Genomic DNA, 23060 nt, shown 5'->3' on the forward strand with positions numbered 1-23060 from the left:
GTAACCTGTCGCATCGTACAAATCATGAGCGGCGCGCCACGGCCCGCCCGCTCTGGAACCCAGCGACGATCATACCGATCGCATAAATTCCGACCAGCAAAACAACCACTGCCAGCACATAGACCCCAAACGCCAAACCGAATCCTGCATCCGCCAGCATTGGCAGGGCCACAGTTACGGGTGGCCAGGCAACCCCGGTGACCAAAACCGGTGCAACCAACGCCGCGAACAACCCGACAGCGCCCAATGCCCCAAGCCCCGCGGGCACAAACATCGCCATACGTCGCCCGCGCAACGCCCGTTTGGCCGCAGCAATCTGGCGCTGGAAATCCGCTTGCATTGCCATCACAGAGGGCACCACCAGCAATACCAGAACAAACCCGAACGCGAGGCCAAAGACCAAGGTAATCACCGTCGGTTTCAAAAATTCGGCTTGGGTGGATTGTTCGTAAAGCAACGGCATAAGCCCCAAGACGGTTGTAAGCGTTGTCAACATCACAGGGCGCAAACGGTCAACTGTGCCATCCACAATGGCCGGAATCAAACCACGGTTTTCGGCGTATTCGTCAATTGTCGTCACCAATACGATGCTGTCGTTGATGATGATCCCCACCATCCCAATCAAACCGATCACAGTGAACATGCTCATGGGAATACCCCATGCATTATGTCCGTAAATCGTGCCGACAAGCGCAAAAGGAATGATCGACATCACCACCAATGGGCGGGTCCAGCTGCTAAATATCCATGCTAGCGTCAGGTAAATCCCCAAAAGCGCGAGAATCAGCCCCGTTCTCGCATCGGATAAAAACGCACGTTCCTGTTCGCTTTGCCCGGACAGTTCGGTCTCAATTCCAAAATTACTTTCGACGCGCGGTAGGATATCTTCGTTAATCAGCGTCTGAATTTCAGTCGCACGCGCCGCATCGTCGCTATCCAGATCACCTGTCACCGCGATCAGCTGGATCCCATTTTCACGACGGACCGTTGAAAACCCGGTGCGCGTTTGCACGGTCACAACGTCCGCCAGCGGCACATAGGCACCTTCGGCCGTTCTGATTTGCATCCGGTCTAGAAAATCTGCGGAAAGCTCATCATCAGGTAAAGCGACCTGAATGGTGGCAGAGCGCGTGCCATCGGGATAAGTCGCCGCCTCAATCCCTGCGAGCCGGTTGCGCAAAATCGTGCCAAGCCCATCAATGCTCAACCCGAGCCGTTCCCCTTGCGGGGTCAGTTCTAGGATCATTTCTTCTTTGTCGTAAGACAGCGTGTCTTCAAGCCCGGAGATCTCACCAAACTGAGCCAGCTCTGTCTTGAGCGCTTCGGAGGCTGCTTTGAGTGTTTCACTGTCTGATCCGAACATTTGAATGGACAGACCATCGGCGCCCGGACCACCACGGAACCTGCGGAAACTCACGGTTTCGGCCATTGGATGCTGTTGGATGCTCTCTTGTAGGGCACTTACAAAACTAGCGCTGGAATAGGGGCGGCTATCGCGGTCAATCAATTCAATCGTAATCGCCCCAAGCTGATCGGCGTCTTTGGTGTCGGACCCCGACAACCCGCGCCCGGCGTTGCCGCCAATTTCAGCCGCGACAAACTTTAGCGGGTTTGTGCCATGTTCAGCTTCATACTGCGCACCAAGAGCCTCCGTCGCGCGCTGCATTTCACGCATCATCGCCATGGTGTCTTCGCGTGTCGCCCCCGGCAGCATCGCAAAGTTCCCAGTGACTTGGCTTTGCTCTGGGGCGTTAAAGAACCGCCAGCTGACGTCACCACGAATGAAGAGCGCCATCTGTGAGGCAAGCGTCAAGAGCGCCAAAGCAAACACCGGATAACGCGCCCAAACCACAAACCCCATAAAGGGACGAAACAGCACTTCGCGGAACCAAACAAACCCGCGGTTCACAATGCGCGAAGGGATATCATACCAATGATCTTTCGCCGAATGGCCGATGCTATGTGACAGGTGGTTTGGCAGAATAAGAAAACATTCCGCAAGGCTTGCGGCCAATACCATGACCACCGTGAACGGAATATCCATGATAAACTGGCCAAAGCGCCCACCGATCATGGTCAGCCCGTAAAACGCGATAATCGTCGTAACAGTGGCCGAAAGCACGGGGGTAAACATCCGCCGCGCCGCATTCTCGGCCGCGACGACAGGCGTTTCGCCCAGTTGGCGCACCCGAAAATCCGCGTGTTCGCCCACAACAATCGCATCATCGACGACAATCCCAAGTGTGATAATAAGCGCGAAGATCGAAATCATATTAAACGTAATACCGAATACATACATCAGCGCGACCGCTGCCAGCATCGCCACGGGGATACCAGCCGCAACCCAAAGTGCGGTGCGCGCGTTCAAGAATAAGAATAGCAATGCGACGACCAAAAGAAGTCCGCTGGCTGCGTTCTTCATCAAGATTTCCAGCCGCGCGCTGATCAGTTCGGCACGCCCGTTGGTGAGGTCAATTTTCACGCCTGCGGGCAAAGATGCCATAAACTCTTGGGCGACTTTTTGCACCGTGGCTTGTAGCTCAATCGCGTCACCCTGTGCCGACCGCGTAACCTTGAGCTTGATCGCCGGGTCATCGCCAACGAAATAAGCCCGCTCGCGATCAGTCCCTTCGACCCGGACCGTTGCAACATCTGCAATCGTCAGCTGTGATCCGTCAGCGTTAGAGCGCAAAACAATCGCTGCGATGTCATCGGCGCTGCGTTTTGCAACGCCTGTGCGCACCCGCGCATTGCTGGATACATCGCCCGCGGGATCGGCTTCTGCTTCCTCGGCGATCCGCGCGGCAATATCGGCAAGCCCTATATCATGTTCGATCAACGATAGTGACGGAACTTCGACGATTGTCGAAGGGGCTGCGACGCCTTGCACGGATACTTGGGTGACGCCTTGTGCGAACAAACGTATCGCTAATTCATCCGAGAACCGGGCCAATTGATCGACCCCGACGGGGCCAGAGACAACAACATCCGTAACCGTATCCGACCAGCCACCGCGGCGCACGGTTGGATCATCGGCGTCGGCAGGCAGGTTACTGGTGCTATCAACCGCAAGCTGGACATCTTCTGCCGCGCGATCGATGTCGTACCCCGGTTCAAATTCAAGCTGGATCGTCGCGCGCCCTTCGACAGAGGTTGATGTCGATGAGGTGACCCCTTCAACAGATAAAAGTGCCGGTTCCAATACCTGAACAATTGCCGTGTCGACATCTTCTGCGCCCGCGCCTGACCACGTCACCGAAACGTTCAAGTCATCAACCACAACATCTGGGAAATATTGCGCCCGCATTTTGGGGAGCGCCAAAAGCCCGGCGGTCAGCATCAATACCAACAAAAGGTTCGCCGCCGTGCGGTGGCGCGTGAAATACGACAGAATGCCGCTCGCACGATTTGTCATGTCTTCGCCCCCGGTTACCATCAGCTGCCCATCCGGCTTTCAAGCCGCTCAACAGTTTCAGACAGAATTTTATCTTGTTCGAGCTGCCCCAATATCCGGGTTTTGACCTCGTCGGGCATCCGTCCTTCGGTAACAAAGGTGACAAGCCGGGCGCGGCGTTCGGGATCAAGCACAATCATTTCAGGGGCTGCAGCCACCGTTTCGGTACCGGGCGGCGCAATTGGGTCCACTTTGATCCCCGCCCCAAGAAGCGGAGAGCGCTCCGCAACGATTTGACGCCCAGCGAAGTCGCCCAAGCTGACAATCACGTCGTCCCCTTGACGGCGTAGCAATTCAACTTGCCCAACGCTTAAACGGTTTTCATCGCCGATCAACAACACCGTTTCATCGGCGGCCACTGCGGTTGCGGGCACGAGAGCGACGTTTTCAAGCGCTGGTTCGTCGATGCGAACGGTCACAAAATCGCCGGCCCGAAACCCGACGGCGGTGTCCAGTGTCGCGAACAGAAGACGACCCGTTTGACCGCTCGCCACTGCGGCGCTTTCTCGGGTGATTTGGCCCGCAGCCGTGAGATCAAGCCCAGCAACATCCAGTGCAACCCGCAAGGGCGCTTGCGCCAACTGGCCGCGTGCATCAAGCAACCGCGCATATTGCGAGGTCGAAACACGGAATGACACCTCTAGCTGCGTTGGATCAACCAATTGCGCAAAAAGCTCGTTCGCCGTCACACGACCGCCAAGGCTGACGGTCACATTCGACAATTGCCCGTCAAAAGGCGCATATATTTCTGTATCGGCCAGATCGCGCTCTGCCTCTGACAGGTTAATTTGTTGACGGGCCAAACTGGTGGTCGCCTGATCAATACGTGCCTGCGCCGATGCCACCGCTTGCCGTCGGGTCAAAACAGCGGCCTGCGCAGACGACGCGGTAAATTCGGCCGTTTCCACCGCTGCGGCGGTCCCAACACCGCGCCCTGCCAAATCTTGCGCGCGTGTCAGCGCCTGATCGCGCAGCGCCGATTGCTCTTCTGCGGCGGTCAATTCATCTTCGGCCAAGATCAACGCGCGGTCAGCGTCGCGCAACTCTGCCTCGGCATCTTGTAAATCGGCACGCACGCGGTTCAAAGCGGCCTCTGCATCGGTGGGATCAATGCGCAGCAAAAGCTGGCCTTCGGATACTGTTCCGCCATCAATCAGCGCGTCTGAAACTTCCTGCACGATACCGCCCGTCGCGCTACGCAAGTCTAGGTGGCGCTGGCTAAGAAGTTCGCCAAACGCAGTCATTTCAGGGGTGATCGTTTGCGGCGTCAACGTCGCAACATTGACTGCCAAAACGCGCTCTCGCTGCGGGAAACTACGCGGCTCTTGCCCCATGCGAACTTGCACAGCCCCGTTGACCAAGCTACCCGCCCAAGCCAAAACCGCCAGCGTGACTGACAGCAAAAAGACCCCGGTGAGGCTTCGACGCAAAAACCGCATATATATATCCTTGACCAGCGCCACCCGAAACGGCGCAAACGCATTCCTACTTATACGGCAAGCATATCTACTTGCGTCGCAAATGTTCGTCTAATCGCGGCATTATCTCGACAAAGTTACAAGGACGGTGCCGATAGTCGAGCTGTTTGCACAAAATTTCATCCCAAGCGTCCTTACAAGCACCCGGACTGCCCGGCAAAGCGAACAGATACGTGCCTTCGGCCACACCCGCAGTCGCCCGGCTTTGCACAGCGCTTGTCCCAATTTTCTGCATACTGACGATCGTGAAGACCGTGCCAAAGGCGTCGATTTCTTTTTCATAAACATCGCGGTGCGCCTCGACGGTGACATCACGCCCGGTCAAGCCCGTCCCCCCGGTCGAAATCACCGCATCCACGCCATCATCCGCACACCATGCCCGCAGCTGATCCGCGATCTGCGCCCGCTCATCCGCGATAATCTTGCGATCCACCACCTGATGCCCAGCGTCCGAGATCCGGCCCACAAGGGTTTGACCTGATTTATCATCCGCCAACCGTCGCGTGTCACTAACCGTCAGCACAGCGATACGAACGGGGATAAATTCAGCGGTATCGCTCATGACTTAAGCCTCGCATTCAAATCTAACAAATCCGCCCACGCTTCGCGTTTGGCAGACGTGTTGCGCAACAGATAGGCGGGGTGGAACATGGGCAGGCAGGGTTTGCCCAAGATTTCGGTCCATGTCCCGCGCATTCGCGTGATACCTGTGCGCCCTAACAGCGCTTGACAGGGCGTATTTCCCATCAGCACCACAAAATCGGGATTGGCCAAGGTGATGTGCCGTTCAAGAAAGGGCAGCATCATCGCGATTTCAGCGGGGTCTGGCGCGCGGTTCGACGGCGGGCGCCATGGCATGACATTGGCAATATAGACAGTTCGTGCAGGGTCTTCGTGCGCGCGGCCCAGATCAATTGCGGCAAGCATCTTGTCCAGCAATTGCCCCGCAGGTCCGACAAATGGCTTGCCTGCGCGGTCCTCTTCGCGACCCGGCGCCTCGCCCACGATCATCACCCGCGCGGCGGGATTGCCGTCGCTGAACACGCAAGACCGCGCGCCGCGTTTGATTTCGCAATGTTCGAACGCTTGCAGGGCGGCTGCAAGCGCGGGCAGATCGACGGCACCTTTTGCGGCGATACGGGCCTCGGCGACAGCATCGACCTTAACAGGTTCTGGCGGCGGAGGCGGTGATTTAGCTGTCTCAACTTTGGGCTTCGGCTTGGCCGCTTCAAGCGCATATCGATCCACAGGATTGTCCTGAATGGCATCATCCGCCCCCAGCTCCACCTGCCATTCCAGCAGCGCGCGGTCATCCCAATATGTATTACCCGAATCCATGAGCCCTAGACTACGCGTGAATGCAGAGGATGTGCAGGGGCTTGTGTGAAATCTGCGCAAAGCCCGCTCATCGATTGCGTAAACAGGACATCAAACGGCACCTATGGACAAAATCTTATTCTTTTACGCTATGTTAATCGCCCCAGTTCTTCTGCTTCCTTGGCGCTGGGTATGGGCATGGCTTAACTTTATCACCCTTGGGTACGGCGCATTCATCATAGCAACGCCGCCTCTTCTCGGGCGAAACAGCAACTTTGCCGACATTGTCGTCGCATTTTTACTTTTGTCTGCTGCCGTCATGCTTGGTGCCGTCTTCTTAGGGAGGTTCTTTTTTCACGCGCATCGTCAACGCAACATGACGTTGCGGCTTGATCACCCAGCAACCTACATCCTACATATCGCAAACGGGGTTGTGATCGGTTGCATCGCAGGCTTCATCGGCGCGTCGATCACCGCAGGCACCAACGCCTATATTATTCATGCAGTTCTTATTTTGCTGTCCGCTTTGCCACTGGCGTTTCTTCGCTTGCGCGGCCTATCCAAATTCTATTTCTGCGGCATGGCGACGGGTTGCGCGGCGCTGGCGTTTTTCAATGCGACCTACCCAAAACAAGTTTACTCCTCAGCTCACGCGGCCGCTGGTGACGCACCGTTCTGTATCTATCTAAACCAAAGCAAGCGTTTCGCTGAGAGCCCGCAAGACCTCACGTTTTTTACGTTGGATAAAGGCGATTGGTCCGCTCATGCTGTCCTTGTCATTGGATCAGGTGATGCTACCCGGTATGGCAATTGGTCCTATTACCAAAACCAATTCATGGTTCCTTGGTATCTTGGCGAACTCCCAACACATCTCCAATGCCCGACTGACCATTGATGCGCCAACCCGGCCTGCTATAAGCGGTGCAAACCGTGATAGGGGACCGTTCATGACATTTCGCGCAAAACATCTTTTGGGCATCGAACATCTGCACCCCACGGAAATCACGACGCTGCTTGATTTGGCTGACAGCTATGCGGATCATAACCGTCGTGGCGTAGCGCACCGCGATGTCTTGGCTGGGCTGACGCAGATCAACATGTTCTTTGAAAATTCGACCCGCACGCAAGCCAGTTTCGAAATCGCGGGCAAACGCTTGGGCGCGGATGTGATGAATATGGAGATGCAGGCCTCTTCGATCAAAAAAGGTGAAACCTTGATTGATACGGCGCTGACGCTGAACGCGATGCATCCTGATTTACTGGTGGTCCGGCATCCACATTCGGGTGCTGTCGATTTGCTGGCGCAAAAGGTGAATTGCGCGGTGCTGAACGCCGGCGACGGCAAACATGAACACCCGACACAGGCGCTATTGGATGCGCTGACCATTCGCCGCGCCAAGGGACGATTGCACCGCCTGTCTATCGCGATTTGCGGTGATGTTGCGCATAGCCGGGTCGCCCGCTCGAACATCATGCTGCTCGGGAAAATGGAAAACCGTATCCGTCTCATCGCCCCGCCCACACTTATGCCATCGGGCATGAATGAGTTCGGCTGCGAAGTGTTTGAGGACATGGAAGAAGGGCTGAAAGACGTCGATGTTGTGATGATGCTCAGACTACAAAAAGAGCGTATGGACGGTGGCTTTATCCCGTCAGAGCGCGAATATTTCCACCGTTACGGGCTGGATGCGGCCAAGCTGGCGCACGCCAAGCCCGACGCCATTGTCATGCACCCCGGCCCGATGAATCGCGGTGTTGAAATTGACGGCACGATTGCAGACGATATCAACCGATCCGTGATCCAAGAACAGGTCGAAATGGGCGTCGCCGTGCGCATGGCCGCGATGGACCTTTTGGCGCAAAACCTGCGTGCGGCCCGCGCAGACACCCAAGGTGTCATGGTATGATTGCCCTAGACGCATTCGCCCCGGCCCGTGCCCATGAAAAGGTCGTCTGGGTCTTTGCGATTGATCTGCCCGCCGAAGAAATCGCGAATTTCAAAGAAGAAAAATATAGCGATGATGATGCCCCGATTTCACCACTGGTTGCTGCACTGGGGCTTGCGCATATCGACACCGATTTCATCGAAGTCTTCGACACCGAAACAATCCGCGACTACGGGTTCGCAAAATACCTGACCGACGCCAACGGCATGAACCCGGCGCAGGTGAACCCTGAAACAGCAATGCTCGCAGCGATCACTGGTCATGTTTTATTGGTATTTTCAGACGCGCTGAAAGACCAGACATTGGCGCCCAAAGCCCCATTGCGGTTCGTCGGGCGGTATAGCGCGTCTCCATCAATCCATCCGGTGCAAAAGATAGAAACCGAGGCCGCAAAAGGGGTCTTACCCCAACCCCAGCCCCCCAAATCAGACGCAAGAATGAGCGGCATGGTCGCAACGGCGGCCTTGGTCGTCATGTTCTTGATTGTCGCCATGATGATATGGATCGCCGGATGACACAACACGGTAGCGCATGGGACGGCATTCTAGACACCGACGAAGAAATCGTTTGGCAAGGGCGTCCTAGTCCCGGCTTTGCATTCAGACCTTCCATGATCTTTTCCACACTGTTTGGATTGGTCTTTGCGGGCTTCGCACTGTTTTGGATGGTTATGGCCGCTTCGGCGGGTGGGTTATTTTGGACGTTTGGATTGATTCATTTTACGGTTGGCGTGATTATCATCGTCGGCCCAATTTTTTTCCCATCATTTCAGCGTCGCCGCACATGGTACACACTGACCAACCGCCGCGCATTTATCGCCACTGAATTGCCGGTGGTTGGTAAAAAGCTGAAATCATACCCGATCACCGCAGATACCCCCATTGAACTACGCGATGATCCGATCCCTTCCGTTATGTTTGCAAGTGAAACCAAACGCGGCAAGAACAGCACCTACACCGTACCAATCGGCTTTGAACTTATCCACGATGCGCGCGAGGTTCTGACCTTGCTGCGATCCGTCCAAAAGGACCAGAAATGACCGATACCCTATTTATCAATGCCCGTCTTATAGACCCTGTTGCGCTGACTGATACGCTGGGCGCGTTACTGGTGCGCGGCGGCAGGATCGCCGAGGTATTTGACACCAATCCAGATGCAGGCGACGCGCAGGTTATTGATTGCAGCGGCAAATGTCTGGCCCCTGGGATCATCGACATTGGGGTAAAGGTGTCTGAACCCGGCGAACGCCACAAGGAATCGTTTCGTTCTGCGGGGCGTGCGGCTGCGGCAGGCGGGGTAACCACAATTGTGACCCGCCCCGACACATTGCCCGCGATTGACACGCCCGAAACGCTTGAATTCGTGGAACGCCGCGCGCAGGCAGACGCGCCCGTGCATGTCCTACCGATGGCCGCGCTGACAAAGGGCCGCGAAGGTCGCGAGATGACAGAGATCGGATTCTTGCAAGACGCTGGGGCCGTCGCGTTTTCCGATGCGGACCGTGTCGTGACAGATAGCAAAGTATTCAGCCGCGCGCTGACCTATGCGCGCAGCCTTGATGCGCTTGTTATCGGCCATACCCAAGACCCGGGTCTGTCCAAGGGCGCCGCCGTTACTTCGGGAAAATTTGCATCTTTGCGCGGCTTGCCCGGCGTGACGCCAATGGCTGAGCGCATGGCGCTCGACCGTGATATTGCACTGCTGGAAATGACCGGCGCGCGCTATCACGCAAGCCAGATCACCACCGCGCGTGCGCTGCCCGCGTTAGAACGCGCTAAACGCAACGGGCTGAATATCACCGCAGGCGTTGGCGTGCACCACCTGACGCTAAATGAAATGGATGTCGCGGACTACCGGACATTCTTTAAGGTCAAGCCACCATTGCGTAGCGAAGACGATCGGATCGCCGTTGTCCAAGCCGTGGCCGATGGGTTGATCGACGTGATCAGTTCCATGCACACGCCACAAGATGAAGAAAGCAAACGCCTGCCCTTTGAAGAAGCCGCAAGCGGCGCTGTCGGGCTTGAAACATTGCTTCCTGCTGCGCTACGTCTGTACCATGCAGAAATGATCGACCTACCCCGGCTGTTCCGGGCGCTCACCCTGAACCCGGCGCGGGTTTTGGGCTTGGAAGCTGGACGACTGCAAGCAGGTGCGCCCGCTGATTTGATCCTGTTTGATCCGGATGCACCGTTTCAACTGGATCGGTCACAGCTTTTGTCGAAATCGAAAAATACCCCCTTTGACGGCGCGCGGATGCAAGGCAAAGTGCTGGGAACTTGGGTCGATGGCGACCGCATCTGGGAGAAAGCATAATGCCTTCAATCGAAAGTTCTTATCTGATCTTGGGTCTTTGGGCTGTCATTGGCTACCTTTTTGGATCAGTCTCAGGCGGGATGATCATGGCCCGCGTGATGAACCTTGGAAACCTGCGCGACATCGGATCAGGTAATATTGGCGCGACCAACGTCCTGCGCACGGGTAATAAAACGGCCGCTGCGCTCACGCTGGTGTTTGACGCCGCCAAGGGCGCGATTGTCGTGCTGATTGCACGCGCATTTGCAGGCGAAGACGCCGCGCAAATCGGCGCTTTGGCCGCATTTATGGGGCACTGTTTCCCGGTTTGGCTAGGGTTCAAGGGTGGCAAGGGCGTCGCGACTTATATCGGTATTTTGCTGGCACTGGCTTGGCCTATGGGGCTGGCTGCCTGCGGAATTTGGTTGGTCGTCGCGCTGATCAGCCGGTATTCATCATTGGCGGCGCTTGTCGCGGCGGGCTGGATGCCTGTTGTCATGGCCTTCACCGGCTATGGAACCTGCTTTATTTTGGCGATTATTTTATGCTTGCTGATGTACCTACGACACGCTGAAAACATCAAACGGCTACGCGCGGGCTCCGAAACAAAGATCGGCGCAAAAAGCGCTTAACGTATACGCTTCGCAAGAGAACACGCCCCGCGGACAAGCGGTATTCCGCCTACCGTTCATGAGGGCATCACAAGGCCGTGTTGCCGCTTGAACATGATTCAAAAATACGACAATTGCGGGCAATCAATGAAACACGGAGAAGATTATGGACTTTAACGCATCGCTCGAGCTCGTCAAAAAAACCCTCACAACAAAATATGCTGATTTCGCGGGCCGTGCCGGTCGCACGGAATTTTGGACATTCATCGTCTTCAGCATTGTCGTCAATGTATTGGCATCGGTCATCTTTGGGATGATAGGCCTTGGCATCGTCGCAACGGTTGTCTCGCTTGCACTCGTAGTACCATCGGTGGCCGTCACCGTGCGCCGTTTGCACGATCGTGACATGACAGGTTGGCTTGCACTTGTTGGCCTAATCCCACTGCTGGGCGCACTGTGGCTGCTTTACACATGCTATTTCGAAGGCACCGAAGGCGCAAACCAATTTGGTGAACAACCGGCAGAATAACACTTTGGCCAGATCGGTTGCCCGGTCTGGCCGCCTGCGGTGTGATTAATAGCTATATTCGCCATAAATCCGTTTCAGATCGCCGTTCCAATCGCCATTGTAGTGGTCCAGCAATTCATCAGCCAAGGTTTTGCCGGATTCGATGCTTTCATGAAGCGCATTTAGAAAATGTGTTTCATCGGGAACCAAGCCGCCGGCACCGGGGCGCGCACGCGCTTGCAGCCCGGCATCTGATATCGCAACGACTTCGCGGGCGAGGTCATGCATGTTTATGCCGTCGACCTGCGCTTGCAGCCCATCCACAGATGCTGCCACCCGCAAGGCTTCGCGTTGTTCCGCCGTCCAGTCTTTGCAAAGATCCCACGCCGCATCGAGCGCCGTTTGATCATAGGTCAGCCCGGTCCAGAAAGCAGGCAACGCGCATAGCCGCCGCCACGGGCCGCCATCCGCACCGCGCATTTCAATGAACTGCTTCATCCGCGCCTCGGGGAAGACGGTTGTTAGGTGGTCCGCCCAATCCGACAATTGCGGCTTTTCGCCGGGCAACGCGGGCAATTCGCCCTTTAAGAAATCGCGGAATGACATGCCCAGCGCGTCGATATATTTTCCATCGCGGTAGACAAAATACATCGGCACATCGAGCACCCATTGCACCCAAGCCTCAAACCCGAACCCTTCGTCAAAGACGAACGGAATCATGCCCGTCCGCGACGCGTCCAAATCGCGCCAAATCCGTGAACGCCATGATTTGTGGCCGTTAACCTTGCCCTCAAAAAACGGCGAACTTGCAAAAAGTGCGGCAGCAACGGGCTGCAATGCAACAGCCACACGCATTTTCTTGACCATGTCCGCTTCGGACCCAAAATCAAGGTTCACTTGCACCGTGCAGGTCCGGCGCATCATCGCGGTGCCCATCGTGCCAACCTTGTTCATGTAGGCGTCCATCAGCTTGTAGCGGCCTTTGGGCATCAAGGGCATTTCGTCGTGTGACCATTCTGGCGCCGCGCCCAGACCGATGAATTTCACGCCGATTTCATCCGAGACTGATTTCACCTCGGCCAGATGGGTGTTCACCTCGTCACAGGTTTGGTGAATCGTCTCAAGCGGGGCACCTGACAGTTCCAACGCGCCACCCGGTTCTAGGCTGACGTTTGCACCGTCTTTGGTGAGGCCAATGATATGGCCTTCTTCCTCAACACGGTTCCAGCCAAACCGGGCTTCTAGCCCTTCCAGCACTGCCTTGATAGAGCGTTCCCCATCATAAGGCAGCGGGCGCAGCGTATCTTGGCAATAGCCGAACTTCTCATGCTCTGTGCCAATGCGCCATTGATCTTTGGGCTTACAGCCGTCGGACAACATCTGCGCGAGCTGCGCATGATCTTCGATTGGGCCACCACCGGACTGAGGAATGGACATAGGCGCGCTCCGTGCTTGCGATCTATCAGAATTACTATCGGTGACTTGCTGCAAGCCCGCTGTCAATGCAAGAGAGGACGCACACGCGCCCAAATCGTCACGCGCGCATCAGGTGTGCGTGAAAGCACATCTAAAACATCTCCTGTTTTAATTTCAGGCAAAGCGGCAAAGACATCAAACAATGCCTCTGCCCCAGTCGCATTGATCGGAATCGACAGGGTTTGCCCGCCAACGCCTGTCAGAACCCAATTGGGATCAGGGTGCGCGCTTGGATCCAGTTCTAGTTTGGTCAGATCAGCCACGTCAATCACGCCGCCATCCAACGGCCCGAAATACGACAAGCGCCGTTCGTTGATCTGCACAACGCCCGACCCAATGCCATCTTGGCGGAACCGGGCGCGCTGTACGCCTGCGGCGGTCAAGATGATCCCGCCGACGATCACGACATACCCCAACCACTGCACAGCCCCAAATGCCCGCAAGCCCCACCATAGGCCCAGCGCAATCAGCGCAAGCCCAGCAAGCGCATCGCGCCAGCGCCAGAGTAAAGCGCGCACTTCGGGGCGGAAAAAGTCAGACATGGATCACCTGTGGGTCCCTATAAATCATCATTGCAAAGGCGCCGATATTTTCAAAACCAATCGCCTCATACGCGCGTGCAGCAATGTCGCTTGCCGCAAAAAGAATTGCGTCCTTCACACCGTTTTCACGCGCTTCTTTTAGGTGGAGCCCAACAGCCCGCCGCGCAACCCCTTGGCCGCGAAATTCATCTGGTGTGAAGACACCGCCAATTTGCACAACTTGCGGCAATTGCGCGTTAAACCCGGTCATGCCAATCGGCTGGTTGCCACGGTACAGCGCTCGGTGGCTGTCACGTTGGATATACTCCGCGATTTGTTTCGTTGCAGTCACTTCGGGGCTTTCGCCCGGATAGACCCCTGTTTCATTCAGATAGGACACGCGCCACGCCTGCAAAGTATCGCGCGGCGCTTCTGCCAAAGGCCGCAATGCGTAGCCCGTGCAATCTGGCAGCCGCAGGTCCGTCAGCTTCAATTGGTAAAGCGGCTCAATTTCATCAATATCCGCGGATGCTGTCCACCCTAGCGCATCGCGTAATGCCACGACCTGCCCCGCATCACCCAAAATGCCGGTCAACGCTTGCCCTGCCAAAACAACCCGCACCTCGCCCCACGGCCATGTCGGACATTGCGGAAACGCGAAACCTTCGTCCGTTACGGTCACAACATCGGTGATTTTCCCCGCCTTCCACCGCACCCAAAATGTCACCGCACGCGGATGGCCACCTGCCATACCGTGGTCACGCAGGTTCGACAGTGGAAACATAGACGTCGCGATGTGGTCGGTCAGAAACGATTCGATAGCTGCGCGATCCTCGTGGCGCGCGCGGATCACACCCAGTCCCCCAAAGCCTTCTGCCAGATCGTCAACGCAGCAACCGCAGCCGTATCTGCACGCAAAATTCGCGGGCCAAGGCTCACAGGATGGCTATAGGGCAGCGCATGCAATTTTTCGCGCTCGGCAGGGGAAAACCCACCTTCGGGGCCAATAAGTATAGCCCAAGGGCCCGAGATATCAGGGAGCCCGGTTGGTTCGCCGATCTTGGCCTCATCGCAAAACATCAACTGCCTGTCCGCTGGCCAATTCGCCAATAGCCGGTCCAGCTTTTGCAAATCATCAACCGGAGGCACAAACGTCCCGCCGCATTGTTCTGCCGCTTCGACCGCGTGGGCTTGCAATTTATCTTGCCGGATACGGTTGGCCCCTTGAGTAAAATCAGTTTGCGCCGGGGTAATCCGGGCCGCGCCCATCTCGACCGCTTTTTCGACGATAAAGGCCGTGCGCTCTTTGCGGATCGGCGCGAAGATCAACCATAGGTCAGGCGGAGCCTGGAGCGGGCGTGTCTGAGACGAACACAACAATATGCCGCCTTTTTTACCAGCCTTCACGATCTCGGCATCCCATTCACCATCACGATTGTTTATCAACGATAAAACCGTGCCCTCGCCCAGCCGCATCACTCCAAACAGGTAATGCGCTTGGTCGCGGGTCAGCGGAACTGATTGCCCTTCACCCAACGGGTGATCTACATAAAGTCGAACCTTGGAAGCCATAGGCGGACCATATGACTGACGACGCAGCAACACCAGAGCCAACAGGCGCAGTTTCCGACGCTGTGTCGGGAAACTGGGTGGATAGATTCGCGCCTGCCCTGACGCGCCCCTACTTCCGGCTGTCGCGTGCAGACCGCCCCATTGGAACTTGGTTGCTTTATTTGCCCTGCCTTTGGGCGCTAGGGCTTGCGATGATCGCGACACATTCCGTAACCTGGCACGACCTGTGGATCGCGGTGAGCTGTGGAATTGGCGCGTTTTTGATGCGTGGCGCTGGTTGCACGTGGAACGACATCACCGACCGCCATATTGATGCGCAGGTCGCGCGCACAAAATCCCGCCCTCTGCCGTCAGGTCAAGTGAGCGTGCGTGGTGCGCTGATTTGGATGACTGCTCAAGCGGTTGTCGCCTGCGCAATTTTGTTGAGCTTTAACGGGGCAGCGATTATTATTGGCGTGTTGTCGCTCATCCCTGTAGCGATCTACCCATTTGCAAAAAAATTCACGTGGTGGCCGCAAGCATTCCTCGGAATTGCGATAAACTGGGGCGCGCTATTGGCATGGGCCGCACATACCGGAAGCATTGGCCCCGTACCGATTTTATTGTATCTGGCAGGCATCGCATGGACCCTGTTTTACGATACCATCTATGCGCATCAAGACATAGAAGACGACGCATTGATCGGCGTGAAATCCACAGCACGCCTGTTTGCAGATCAGTCACGCAAATGGTTGCGGTTATTCTTAACGCTGACTATCTTACTTCTTGGTGGCGCAGTTATCTTTGCATGCATCAATCGCAGCATTTTATCGCTCGTGATCGCGCTTGGCGGTCCTTGGGCACTGGGGTGGCACCTAACGTGGCAGCTTAGCCGTTTCGATCCAAACGACAATCATTTCTTGGTGCAGCTTTTCCGCTCAAATCGAAACGCTGGCCTCATTGTTCTGCCATTTTTCGCCTTAGCGATGCTCGTGTGATTGATCACCGACGCGGCTAGCCCTATGGAGGGCATCACTCAACAAAGCGGACCCCTATGCGCCTTTCAGCCATTTTCATACGTTTGATCGTTTTTGCCATCGCTGGCTACGTTGCCTATGTCGCGGCGGACTTCACGGTTGCCACCGTCGAGGAGCGTTCGGTCGAGGGTGTGCAAGTCACGCTTGAAGACCGCGGTTACGGATGGGCCACCGTGCTGGGGGATGGGCTTCAGGTCATTCTTGAAGGCGAGGCCCCAACCGAAGCCGAACGGTTCCGCGCAATTTCTGCATCTGGCGCGATTGTCGATGCGTCGCGTGTTATCGACAATATGTCCGTTACCGCATCCAAACAGATCGTCGCCCCGACCTTTGCAATCGAAATCCTACGCAACGACAGCGGTGTTTCGCTGATAGGGTTGATCCCGGCCACGACAGATCGCGAAACACTGAACGCACGTATCCGCAATATCGCCGACGGATTACCTGTCGTAGATCTGCTTGAAGCAGCCGACTATCCAACCCCTGATACGTGGCGCCCAGCGCTGAACTACAGTCTGCGCGCATTGCAAATGCTGCCAAGGTCCAAGATATCAATCGATGCGGATCGGGTTATTGTGAATGCCATTTCTGATAGCCCCGAAGAAAAGCACCGGCTTGAAATCGCGTTAGGGCGCAACACGCCGCCCGACATCGATTTGATTATCGACATCAGCGCCCCACGCCCGGTTATTTCACCGTTTACGGTACGCTTTGGGATTGATCACGATGGGCCAATGTTCGATGCCTGCGCCGCCGATACAAGCGAAGCCGTTGGCAAAATTATCGCCGCCGCAACCGAGGTTGGTTATACAGGGCAGGTTAACTGCACTTTGGCGCTTGGCGCACCGTCACGAAGCTGGGGGGGCGCCGTTGCGCTTGCGATCACAGCGGTCGGTGATTTGGGCGGGGGCACGGTGACAATTGCCGACACCGATGTGACCTTGCTGGCCCCTATGGGCACCGATCCACGTCTGTTCGACGATGTCGTTGGCACGCTTGAAAACAATCTACCTGATGGTTTCGCCGTCACCGCCGAACTGCCTGTGGCCCCAGAGGCAAGCCCCGAAGGCCCGCCGCGATTCACCGCAACCCGCAGCCCAGAGGGGCAAGTCCAACTGCGTGGCCGCATCCCAGATGAGCTGACCAACACCGTCGCCAAAAACTTTGCCATCGCCAAGTTTGGCCAAGACAATATCACAATGGGCACACGTGTGGTTGACGGGTTGCCCAACGGATGGTCGGTGCGCGTTCTTGCCGGGATCGAAGCGCTTTCAGAGCTGTCAAACGGCGTTGTGGTCGTTGAACCCAACACAATGGAAATCCGCGGCAACACGGGTAACGAGGTCGCTAGCGCCGATATTTCACGGCTGTTAATCGAAAAGCTGGGGCAAACCGCAGATTTTGATATCAATGTCACCTACGTCAAGCAGCTTGATCCAATTGCAAGCCTACCAAGCCCCGAAGAGTGCATCGCCCAAATTCTGTCGGTAACAGAAGATCGCAAGATTACCTTTGATCCAAGTTCAGCGGATATTTCTGCAGCGGCGGTGCCGCTGATCGACGACATCGCCGATATCCTTAAGAAATGCGGTGATCTACGTATCCAAGTGGCCGGCTACACCGACAGCCAAGGCCGCGAAGAAATGAACCAGCAGCTCTCGCAACGCCGCGCTGATGCCGTTCTAACGGCGCTGCGCGCGCGCCGCGTGCCTGTGTCCACGTTCGAATCAATCGGCTTTGGCGAAGAGAACCCAATCGCCGACAATGAAACCGAAGAAGGCCGCGAGGCAAACCGCCGGATCGAATTTAGCTTGATCGTCCCCGAACCGATTCCCGAAGAAGAAACGACGCTTGAAGCGATTGCAGAAGAAAACATTCTGCCACAAACCGAAGAAGACGCACCCGAGGCCGAGGAAACCCCAACCGAGGAAGCGCCCGCAGAAGAAACAGAAGGCACCCCAAATGAATAGATCTGAATTCATCATCGCCACTGCAGGCATCTTGTTTGTCGCCTTTTGTCTTGGCTGGTTTGCAAGTTGGCTGGTCAATCGGTTTACCCGCGTGACAAAATCCGAAGTTGGCGAATTGGACAAAATGGCCCAAGCCTTGCACGAGGCCGAAGAAACCCGCGACCAAGCTATTACCTATTTGCAGCAGCGCGAGGCAGAGATGACCAATCAGCTTGCGCAAACCGAAGCTGAATTGCGTGCGGCGATGGATGGCTTGCGCGAGGCCCGGCGCGAAGCCGAGGAACTACGCGCCTATGTTGAACGCCAAAACAGCGGCGAGGCCTAATCGCGCGGGGCCGCAGCCCGTTTTAGACGGTCATTGATCGCACGCCCAAGCCCACGATCCGGAACTGGCGACACCGCAATCCGCATAGCGCCCATTGCGTCTAGTTGGTGCAAGTAATCAAACAGATGCGCCGCGGCCTCGGTTAAATCGCCGCTTGGCGACAGGTTTAGCGCAGCATCAACTGCCCCAAATCCCAAAAGCGTCTCGTCTGGGTCGATCTGCTGCGCATCCAGCCGCACCTGCCCTTTGGGGGCGTAATGTGATGCAAGTTGTCCGGGCGATTGTGGCGTATCGGGATCGTCTGGCATGGCGATCGGGTGGCCAAGGCAAGCACTGATCGCCTCGGTGGGAATGCCGCCCGCGCGCAAGATTGCAGGCGTCCCGACGCAGCTCACAATCGTAGATTCAACGCCAACCCCACATGGCCCGCCGTCGATTATCGCATCTATTTTACCGCCCAAACCGGCGATCACATGATCTGCATTTGTCGGGCTAACCCGGCCTGACGGATTCGCGGACGGGGCAGCTACTGGGCCATCGAATTTTTCGAGAAAGTCCCGCGCCACCTTATGGTCCGGCAAGCGGACCGCCAATGTATCAAGGCCCGCAGTGACCAGTTTAGAGATACCCGCCCCCTGTCGCAAAGGCAGCACTAAGGTCATCGCACCCGGCCAAAACGCAGCCGCCAAAGCGCGCGCATCGTCGTTAAATACACAGTATTGTTCAGCCGTGGCAAGGTCGGGCAGATGCACAATCAACGGGTTGAAACTTGGACGCCCTTTGGCCGCGTAAATCCGCGCAACCGCCGTGTCATTGCGCGCATCCGCCCCCAACCCATAGACAGTTTCAGTCCCAAATGCGACAAGTCCACCCGCACGCAAAATCTCGGCGGCTGTTGTCAAACCAGCGGTATCTGGCGCAAGTATTTGCATCGGCGTGTTGGTCATGACGTGGCGTTTCAGTTGATGAGGGTGGCGGTGCAGTTAGTGTGAACAAGATTTATTGATGCATAGCCGCAGCACCCAAATTTGCCAAGCGGCCGCATATACTGGAGAATACCAATGCCATATCGCGCCCCTGTCAGCGATTTTCAATTCTTGATGGATCACATCATCGGCTTTGACGAAGTGGCCAAAACCGACCGATTTTCCGAAAGCACCCCAGATATGGTTGATGCAATTCTGACCGAAGCTGCAAAGATGTGTGAAGAAGTCATTGCTCCGTTGAACCGCGCGGGCGATTTGCATCCCGCCACGCTTGAAAACGGTGTGGTACGCACATCGCCGGGCTTCGCCGATGGCTACCGCGCGATTACCGAAGGTGGATGGGTCGGCATGTCGGCATCCCCTGACGTGGGCGGGATGGGGCTACCGATGACTTTGACAACTGCAGTCAACGATATGATGTCGTCCTCTTGCCTGTCCTTGCAGCTCAACCCGCTGATGTCGCAAGGCCAGATCGAAGCCTTGGAACACCACGCCTCAGACGCGATCAAAGACCTGTATATCCCAAAGATGATATCTGGCGAATGGTGCGGCACGATGAACCTGACCGAACCCCAAGCCGGGTCTGACGTCGGCGCGCTGCGTAGCAAGGCCGAGCCAAACGGCGATGGGTCGTTCGCGATTTCCGGGCAGAAAATCTATATCACATGGGGCGACAATGATTTCACCCAAAACGTCTGCCACCTCGTATTGGCCCGCCTGCCTGACGGCGTGCCCGGAACAAAAGGCATTAGCCTGTTCATGGTACCCAAGTTCATTCCAGATGCAGATGGCAACCCCGGCAAACGCAATAGCCTGAAGGTTGTAAGCCTTGAGCATAAGCTTGGTCTGCATGGGTCGCCAACGGCCGTGATGGAATATGACGGTGCGACAGGCTGGCTCGTTGGGCCCGAACATGGTGGCATGGCTGCGATGTTCACGATGATGAATAACGCGCGTTTGGGCGTTGGGGTCCAAGGGATCGGCATTGCCGAAGCCGCCTATCAACATGCGCTGGATTATACCCAAGAACGGACGCAAGGCAAAGCAGGCGGGTCAGGCACGATCATTGAACACGCTGATGTCCGCAGAATGCTGGCCACGATGAAGGCAGAAACTTACACCGCACGTGCGATTGCACTGATGAATGCGGTGGCGATTGATATGGCGTCAGCCACAGATGACACTGGCTGGAAAGCGCGTGCCGCGTTTTTGACCCCAATCACCAAGGCCTTTGGCACCGATATTGGGATTGAAACCGCCAACACAGGCATCCAAGTACATGGCGGCATGGGCTTTATCGAAGAAACCGGCGCTGCCCAATTCGGCCGCGACGTGCGCGTCACGGCAATCTATGAGGGCACCAACGGAATCCAAGCGATGGACCTTGTTGCTCGCAAACTCATGGATGGTGGCGATGCCGCGTTCCGTCTGCTCGAAGAAATCGAACAAGGCGCTGAAGCTGCCAAAGCGACATATCCCGATCTGGCCGAAGCGGTCTGGCAATCTGCCGAATCGTTACGCGAAGCGACCGAATGGCTCGTTGCGCAATCCGATCTGAACCAACGTTTTGCAGGTGCTGTCCCCTATCTACGCGCATTTGCGCGCGTATTGGGCGGGCATGTTCACCTTGCGTCCGCAATGGCAGGCGATGCAGCGCGGGTCAAAATGGCAAGCTTCTACATCAAACGGTTGCTGCCAGAGCATGTTGGGCTGCTGGCCCACGTCCGCGAAGGGGCTGACGATTTGCTGGCCATCACCGTTGACGATCTCGTTGCCTGATCACGCATATTTTCTGTGCACGATGCCGCGCAGCGGCAGCACTTTGCTCTGCGATCTGCTGACACAAACAGGGATCGCGGGGCGGCCAAATTCATTCTTTCGTCCCCAATCAATGGGTGATTTTGCCAACGATTGGGGGATCCCGCCACAAACGATCGACGGGTTTGACCAATCTTACATCGACACCGTACGGAACCGCGGGGCCGCGGAGACCGGGTGTTTTGGCATGCGAATCATGTGGGCCAACATGCCGCTATTGACCGCACGGCTTTCACAGCTTTTTCGGTCTACGGCAGATGATCACGCGCTTCTACAAGCCGCATTTGGGCCGTTAAAGTTCATTCATCTCGCGCGTGCCGACAAAGTTGCCGAAGCGGTGTCACTCGATATCGCCGAACAATCGGGCCTGTGGCACCGCAATGCCGACGGCACCGAACGCGAACGGACGGCAGAGGCCGCCGAACCTATATATGACACCGCCCGCATCCAAGCTGCCTATGACGAAGTCACCGATGGCCAGCGCGCTTGGAACGCTTGGTTCACGCAACAAAGCATCACGCCGCTACGTGTTAGCTATGAAGCACTTGCTGCACAGCCCGCGCCCCAATTGCGGCGCATTCTATCATTTGTTGGCGTTGAGCCGGACAAAGCGAACAACGCAACGGCGCAAACCGCCGTGCTCTCTTCGAAACGGAACCGCCTATGGGCTGCGAGGTTTCGTAAAGATGCGGGGCTTGCTCTGCCCGCGCCCGCACCATAGGCATTCAGCATGATACATTACCCTTGGGATACACCGCCGACCTCTGGTCAGGCTATCGAAGTCGCTGCGGGCGTATTGTGGATGCGTCTTCCACTGCCAATGGCACTCGATCATGTGAATGTCTACGCGCTTGACGATGGCGATAGCTGGACGGTGATTGATACCGGGTTTGCAAGCAAGCTGACCCGCGAAATTTGGCAGGGGCTGCTTGATGGGCCGATGGCAGACAAACCTGTAGGCCGCGTAATCGTGACCCATCATCATCCTGATCATGTCGGGCTTGCTGGTTGGTTCGTGGCCAATGGCGCCAGTCTCGCGATGCCACGCACAGGCTGGCTCATGGCGCGCATGTTGACGCTGGATGTGCAAGAAACAGCCCCGCAAGAAACGCTCGCATTCTATAGACGCGCAGGCATGGACCCCGCCGAATTTGCACGACGTAGTGCAGATCGCCCGTTCAATTTCGCCGATTGCGTGACGCCGCTGCCGCTGGGCTATACCCGCCTGATCGATGGTGGCACGATCCATATGGGTGGGCGTAGTTGGGATATTCGGATGGGCGACGGGCACGCGCCCGAACACGCCACATTCTGGAGCCGGGATGACAATCTGGTCATTGGGGGCGATCAATTGCTGCCCTCGATCAGCGCCAATCTCGGAGTCTACCCAACAGAGCCAGAGGCCGATCCGGTCGCCGATTGGCTCGCGTCTTGCGAACGGCTGATGCCTTATGCGCGCGATGAACAATTGGTCTTAGGTGGGCATAAGCTGCCGTTTCAGGGTCTTCCTCTGCGGCTTAGGCAGATGATCGACAACCACCACAACGCCCTGCCCCGCCTGCTTAAGCATCTGTCGGAACCCCGCGCGGCGGGCGAATGTTTTGCCCCGCTGTTCAAGCGCAAAATAGGTCCAGCAGAATACGGGCTAGCACTGGTCGAAGCTATCGCCCATGTGAACCATCTGTATCACACAGGCCAAGTGACGCGGCAGCTGCGCGACGACGGGGCCTATGTGTTTCAGGCCAAATAGGGCGCGCCAAAATCACA

General features: G+C 56.5%; 22 protein-coding genes. 13 read left to right on the forward strand and 9 right to left on the reverse strand.

Annotation, left to right across the window (positions count from 1 at the left end; translation table 11 throughout):
* Positions 1 to 22 precede the first annotated feature (22 nt).
* From DS901_RS10400 to DS901_RS10415, 4 genes are all read right to left on the reverse strand, one after another.
* On the reverse strand, positions 23 to 3436 hold the full coding sequence (locus tag DS901_RS10400; RefSeq protein WP_181820836.1) for an efflux RND transporter permease subunit: 3414 nt from the start codon (positions 3434 to 3436) through the stop codon (positions 23 to 25).
* A complete protein-coding gene (locus tag DS901_RS10405) occupies positions 3436 to 4893 on the reverse strand; it encodes an efflux RND transporter periplasmic adaptor subunit (RefSeq protein ID WP_113776882.1) in 1458 nt (485 codons plus the stop codon). The genes DS901_RS10400 and DS901_RS10405 overlap by 1 nt, the downstream gene beginning before the upstream one ends.
* Before the next feature lie 67 nt (positions 4894 to 4960).
* Entirely contained in the window at positions 4961 to 5494 is a 534-nt protein-coding gene (gene moaB, locus DS901_RS10410; RefSeq protein WP_113776883.1) for a molybdenum cofactor biosynthesis protein B, read from the reverse strand.
* Positions 5491 to 6270 carry a uracil-DNA glycosylase gene (locus DS901_RS10415; RefSeq protein WP_113776884.1) on the reverse strand — a complete coding sequence of 260 codons (780 nt, stop codon included), beginning with the start codon at positions 6268 to 6270 and terminating at the stop codon, positions 5491 to 5493. Before DS901_RS10415 ends, moaB begins: the two co-directional genes overlap by 4 nt.
* 103 nt (positions 6271 to 6373) lie before the next feature.
* Here DS901_RS10415 and DS901_RS10420 point away from each other — a divergent pair, with 103 nt between their 5' ends.
* The 7 genes from DS901_RS10420 (at position 6374) to DS901_RS10450 (ending at position 11630) form a co-directional block, all read left to right on the forward strand.
* Entirely contained in the window at positions 6374 to 7144 is a 771-nt protein-coding gene (locus DS901_RS10420; protein WP_113776885.1) for a hypothetical protein, read from the forward strand.
* A gap of 52 nt (positions 7145 to 7196) precedes the next feature.
* On the forward strand, positions 7197 to 8156 hold the full coding sequence (locus DS901_RS10425) for an aspartate carbamoyltransferase catalytic subunit (RefSeq protein ID WP_113776886.1): 960 nt from the start codon (positions 7197 to 7199) through the stop codon (positions 8154 to 8156).
* Complete coding sequence (locus DS901_RS10430) at positions 8153 to 8710, forward strand: hypothetical protein (protein ID WP_113776887.1); 558 nt, start codon at positions 8153 to 8155, stop codon at positions 8708 to 8710. The genes DS901_RS10425 and DS901_RS10430 overlap by 4 nt, the downstream gene beginning before the upstream one ends.
* Complete coding sequence (locus tag DS901_RS10435; protein WP_113776888.1) at positions 8707 to 9234, forward strand: aspartate carbamoyltransferase catalytic subunit; 528 nt, start codon at positions 8707 to 8709, stop codon at positions 9232 to 9234. Before DS901_RS10430 ends, DS901_RS10435 begins: the two co-directional genes overlap by 4 nt.
* On the forward strand, positions 9231 to 10511 hold the full coding sequence (gene pyrC / locus DS901_RS10440; protein WP_113776889.1) for a dihydroorotase: 1281 nt from the start codon (positions 9231 to 9233) through the stop codon (positions 10509 to 10511). Before DS901_RS10435 ends, pyrC begins: the two co-directional genes overlap by 4 nt.
* The gene (gene plsY, locus DS901_RS10445) at positions 10511 to 11122 is read left to right on the forward strand and encodes a glycerol-3-phosphate 1-O-acyltransferase PlsY (RefSeq protein WP_113776890.1); all 612 of its coding nucleotides are present in this window, start codon (positions 10511 to 10513) and stop codon (positions 11120 to 11122) included. The genes pyrC and plsY overlap by 1 nt, the downstream gene beginning before the upstream one ends.
* A gap of 145 nt (positions 11123 to 11267) precedes the next feature.
* Complete coding sequence (locus DS901_RS10450; protein ID WP_113776891.1) at positions 11268 to 11630, forward strand: DUF805 domain-containing protein; 363 nt, start codon at positions 11268 to 11270, stop codon at positions 11628 to 11630.
* 45 nt (positions 11631 to 11675) lie between these two features.
* Here DS901_RS10450 and DS901_RS10455 read toward each other — a convergent pair whose 3' ends face one another.
* The 4 genes from DS901_RS10455 to DS901_RS10470 form a co-directional block, all read right to left on the reverse strand.
* Positions 11676 to 13046 carry a glutamate--cysteine ligase gene (locus DS901_RS10455; RefSeq protein WP_113776892.1) on the reverse strand — a complete coding sequence of 457 codons (1371 nt, stop codon included), beginning with the start codon at positions 13044 to 13046 and terminating at the stop codon, positions 11676 to 11678.
* 62 nt (positions 13047 to 13108) lie between these two features.
* On the reverse strand, positions 13109 to 13627 hold the full coding sequence (locus DS901_RS10460) for a hypothetical protein (protein WP_113776893.1): 519 nt from the start codon (positions 13625 to 13627) through the stop codon (positions 13109 to 13111).
* Positions 13620 to 14459, reverse strand: coding sequence for a GNAT family N-acetyltransferase (locus DS901_RS10465; protein WP_113776894.1), 840 nt, complete (start codon positions 14457 to 14459; stop codon positions 13620 to 13622). Before DS901_RS10465 ends, DS901_RS10460 begins: the two co-directional genes overlap by 8 nt.
* Positions 14456 to 15178 carry a 16S rRNA (uracil(1498)-N(3))-methyltransferase gene (locus DS901_RS10470; protein WP_113776895.1) on the reverse strand — a complete coding sequence of 241 codons (723 nt, stop codon included), beginning with the start codon at positions 15176 to 15178 and terminating at the stop codon, positions 14456 to 14458. The genes DS901_RS10465 and DS901_RS10470 overlap by 4 nt, the downstream gene beginning before the upstream one ends.
* Before the next feature lie 11 nt (positions 15179 to 15189).
* On the opposite strand from DS901_RS10470, the gene ubiA reads away from it, so the two are divergent.
* From ubiA to DS901_RS10485, 3 genes are read left to right on the forward strand one after another with little or no spacing between them, the layout of a single operon-like run.
* On the forward strand, positions 15190 to 16155 hold the full coding sequence (gene ubiA, locus DS901_RS10475; protein ID WP_113776896.1) for a 4-hydroxybenzoate octaprenyltransferase: 966 nt from the start codon (positions 15190 to 15192) through the stop codon (positions 16153 to 16155).
* Between the two features lie 56 nt (positions 16156 to 16211).
* Positions 16212 to 18164, forward strand: a complete 1953-nt coding sequence (locus tag DS901_RS10480; RefSeq protein ID WP_113776897.1) for an OmpA family protein — start codon at positions 16212 to 16214, stop codon at positions 18162 to 18164.
* Positions 18157 to 18489, forward strand: a complete 333-nt coding sequence (locus DS901_RS10485) for a hypothetical protein (RefSeq protein WP_113776898.1) — start codon at positions 18157 to 18159, stop codon at positions 18487 to 18489. Before DS901_RS10480 ends, DS901_RS10485 begins: the two co-directional genes overlap by 8 nt.
* Here DS901_RS10485 and DS901_RS10490 read toward each other — a convergent pair.
* Positions 18486 to 19436 (reverse strand): L-threonylcarbamoyladenylate synthase, encoded by a 951-nt coding sequence (locus DS901_RS10490; protein ID WP_258546697.1) that lies wholly within the window; start codon positions 19434 to 19436, stop codon positions 18486 to 18488. The two genes, DS901_RS10485 and DS901_RS10490, sit on opposite strands and share 4 nt — an antisense overlap.
* A 114-nt stretch (positions 19437 to 19550) precedes the next feature.
* Between DS901_RS10490 and DS901_RS10495 the strand changes: the two genes are divergently transcribed.
* The 3 genes from DS901_RS10495 to DS901_RS10505 are packed head-to-tail and all read left to right on the forward strand — an operon-like array spanning position 19551 to position 23043.
* Positions 19551 to 21254, forward strand: coding sequence for an acyl-CoA dehydrogenase (locus DS901_RS10495; RefSeq protein WP_113776899.1), 1704 nt, complete (start codon positions 19551 to 19553; stop codon positions 21252 to 21254).
* Positions 21235 to 22014, forward strand: coding sequence for a Stf0 family sulfotransferase (locus DS901_RS10500; protein WP_181820837.1), 780 nt, complete (start codon positions 21235 to 21237; stop codon positions 22012 to 22014). The genes DS901_RS10495 and DS901_RS10500 overlap by 20 nt, the downstream gene beginning before the upstream one ends.
* A gap of 9 nt (positions 22015 to 22023) precedes the next feature.
* Entirely contained in the window at positions 22024 to 23043 is a 1020-nt protein-coding gene (locus DS901_RS10505; protein WP_113776900.1) for an MBL fold metallo-hydrolase, read from the forward strand.
* The last annotated feature ends 17 nt before the right edge of the window (positions 23044 to 23060 follow it).

The organism is Loktanella sp. D2R18 (assembly GCF_003318235.1).
Classification (GTDB): domain Bacteria; phylum Pseudomonadota; class Alphaproteobacteria; order Rhodobacterales; family Rhodobacteraceae; genus Yoonia.

Bases quoted from the DNA above. Each gene is read 5' to 3' on its own strand.
- DS901_RS10455 (WP_113776892.1), bottom strand. From the start codon at position 13,046: ATGTCCATTCCTCAGTCCGGTGGTGGCCCAATCGAAGATCATGCGCAG.
- DS901_RS10420 (WP_113776885.1), top strand. From the start codon at position 6,374: ATGGACAAAATCTTATTCTTTTACGCTATGTTAATCGCCCCAGTTCTT.
- DS901_RS10470 (WP_113776895.1), bottom strand. From the start codon at position 15,178: ATGGCTTCCAAGGTTCGACTTTATGTAGATCACCCGTTGGGTGAAGGG.
- DS901_RS10415 (WP_113776884.1), bottom strand. From the start codon at position 6,270: ATGGATTCGGGTAATACATATTGGGATGACCGCGCGCTGCTGGAATGG.
- DS901_RS10490 (WP_258546697.1), bottom strand. From the start codon at position 19,436: ATGACCAACACGCCGATGCAAATACTTGCGCCAGATACCGCTGGTTTG.
- ubiA (WP_113776896.1), top strand. From the start codon at position 15,190: ATGACTGACGACGCAGCAACACCAGAGCCAACAGGCGCAGTTTCCGAC.
- DS901_RS10460 (WP_113776893.1), bottom strand. From the start codon at position 13,627: ATGTCTGACTTTTTCCGCCCCGAAGTGCGCGCTTTACTCTGGCGCTGG.
- pyrC (WP_113776889.1), top strand. From the start codon at position 9,231: ATGACCGATACCCTATTTATCAATGCCCGTCTTATAGACCCTGTTGCG.
- DS901_RS10450 (WP_113776891.1), top strand. From the start codon at position 11,268: ATGGACTTTAACGCATCGCTCGAGCTCGTCAAAAAAACCCTCACAACA.
- DS901_RS10480 (WP_113776897.1), top strand. From the start codon at position 16,212: ATGCGCCTTTCAGCCATTTTCATACGTTTGATCGTTTTTGCCATCGCT.
- DS901_RS10495 (WP_113776899.1), top strand. From the start codon at position 19,551: ATGCCATATCGCGCCCCTGTCAGCGATTTTCAATTCTTGATGGATCAC.
- DS901_RS10425 (WP_113776886.1), top strand. From the start codon at position 7,197: ATGACATTTCGCGCAAAACATCTTTTGGGCATCGAACATCTGCACCCC.
- DS901_RS10405 (WP_113776882.1), bottom strand. From the start codon at position 4,893: ATGCGGTTTTTGCGTCGAAGCCTCACCGGGGTCTTTTTGCTGTCAGTC.
- DS901_RS10485 (WP_113776898.1), top strand. From the start codon at position 18,157: ATGAATAGATCTGAATTCATCATCGCCACTGCAGGCATCTTGTTTGTC.
- DS901_RS10400 (WP_181820836.1), bottom strand. From the start codon at position 3,436: ATGGTAACCGGGGGCGAAGACATGACAAATCGTGCGAGCGGCATTCTG.
- moaB (WP_113776883.1), bottom strand. From the start codon at position 5,494: ATGAGCGATACCGCTGAATTTATCCCCGTTCGTATCGCTGTGCTGACG.
- DS901_RS10435 (WP_113776888.1), top strand. From the start codon at position 8,707: ATGACACAACACGGTAGCGCATGGGACGGCATTCTAGACACCGACGAA.
- DS901_RS10505 (WP_113776900.1), top strand. From the start codon at position 22,024: ATGATACATTACCCTTGGGATACACCGCCGACCTCTGGTCAGGCTATC.
- DS901_RS10430 (WP_113776887.1), top strand. From the start codon at position 8,153: ATGATTGCCCTAGACGCATTCGCCCCGGCCCGTGCCCATGAAAAGGTC.
- plsY (WP_113776890.1), top strand. From the start codon at position 10,511: ATGCCTTCAATCGAAAGTTCTTATCTGATCTTGGGTCTTTGGGCTGTC.